This window comes from Gilliamella sp. B2824, assembly GCF_026536245.1.
Classification (GTDB): Bacteria; Pseudomonadota; Gammaproteobacteria; order Enterobacterales; family Orbaceae; genus Gilliamella.
Genome location: NZ_JAFNON010000031.1, coordinates 1 through 1,392, shown reverse-complemented (window position 1 = coordinate 1,392; position 1,392 = coordinate 1). Strand labels below are relative to the sequence as shown.

1 protein-coding gene is annotated in these 1,392 nt (G+C 33.2%); it reads left to right on the top strand.

Annotated elements, in window-relative coordinates; translation table 11 throughout:
- The first annotated feature begins 137 nt into the window (after positions 1 to 137).
- Entirely contained in the window at positions 138 to 1,079 is a 942-nt protein-coding gene (locus J3U56_RS11945; protein WP_267367932.1) for a zincin-like metallopeptidase domain-containing protein, read from the top strand.
- The last annotated feature ends 313 nt before the right edge of the window (positions 1,080 to 1,392 follow it).

Below are 1,392 nucleotides of genomic sequence, written 5' to 3'. Positions count from 1 at the left end.
AGTATAAAGATGACCCAAGTTTTTATCCTGATGATTGGGATAAGATAAATTATTACTATGAAAAAATTGTAGCCTTAGATTTTGTCAGGGATTATGTAAAAGAGGCGCTAGAAGACAGTTGGCTTATCGAGATGTAAATGATGACAGCAGATAATATTAATCGACTTTTCGAGCAGATACAGCAAGTTAATAATCAAGGGATTTCGAACTTTACACGAACCAATGCAAATTATCCCAAAAATCCTTATACCCAAGAGGTATATCAAGCTGATTTATTATATGATAAAGGTCATCAAAAAGGGTTTTCAGAGACCCGTTGGTTGACTGAAGATGAAATACAAACTCATAATTTGCAGATAAAACCGGATGAAAAAAATAATTTTTTTGAAAGTGATTTATATAAAGATAATGAGTATTATGAAAATATTAAATTTTATAATGTAGAGCAGCTCGATAAAGCTTCCTTTGATAAACTTCCACCCGAAATTAAGCCTGAAAAGCAGTGGCAGGAAAATTTAAAAGTCGAGCAATTTATAGCAAGTCAGGGGGTTAAGGTGTTACATAACAGCGCATCAAATCCTCGTTATGATCCCAAATCACATACTATCCATATGCCCGATAAATCCCAGTATGAGACTGCCGAAGGATACTATAATGATATCTTCCATGAAATCGGACACTCAACCAGTCGGGAATTAGACAGAATACCGAAAACGAATGAACAGAAAAGATTATTTACACCCCGAGATGAATTAGTCGCCGAAACATCGGCGATGAAGCTTTGTAATTTAACGCAAATTGCATCAAATAAAAATAATAATTTAGCTTATATTAAGTTTAATTTAGCTAAATTTGGTGATAATAAAGAGGTTCAAAAGGCAGAATTAGGCACAGCATTGATTGAATCAAATAAGGTATTGGCGTTAACCAAAAGTAAATATTTAGCGGCTAAAAAACAGTATACAACGATATCAAGTCAAATGCTAAACCGGACATTAGATATTGCCGGAAAAAAGCTAGCTGAAAAATCGATTAGTCATGGAAAAATAACATTAAAAGGTCTGGAGCTGGGGGATTAAACGATATTGAAATTGGAAATGTTATAGCACGCTTAAATTTCCAATATAATAAAGTGCGCATAATGTGAAATACGTTATGTTGAAGTCGCAGATTGTATAGTGTTGACCTACGAAGTTGTTAGCATAACGCCATTATGGGTACTAAACTCATAGATAAGTTCGGATGTTCAGTGACCCTCGAACTTTACCGTACTTTTCCACGGTAAAATGATTATTTTTTATTTACCTAATTAACGTATTGATTCAGATCATGAATTAAATTTTATACACAGTGTTATTTACATTTTATGTTTATAATTGCACGGTGTTACTA

What these genes read in the sequence shown, in the direction of transcription:
- J3U56_RS11945 (WP_267367932.1), top strand. Translation starts at nt 138, where the DNA reads ATGATGACAGCAGATAATATTAATCGACTTTTCGAGCAGATACAGCAA.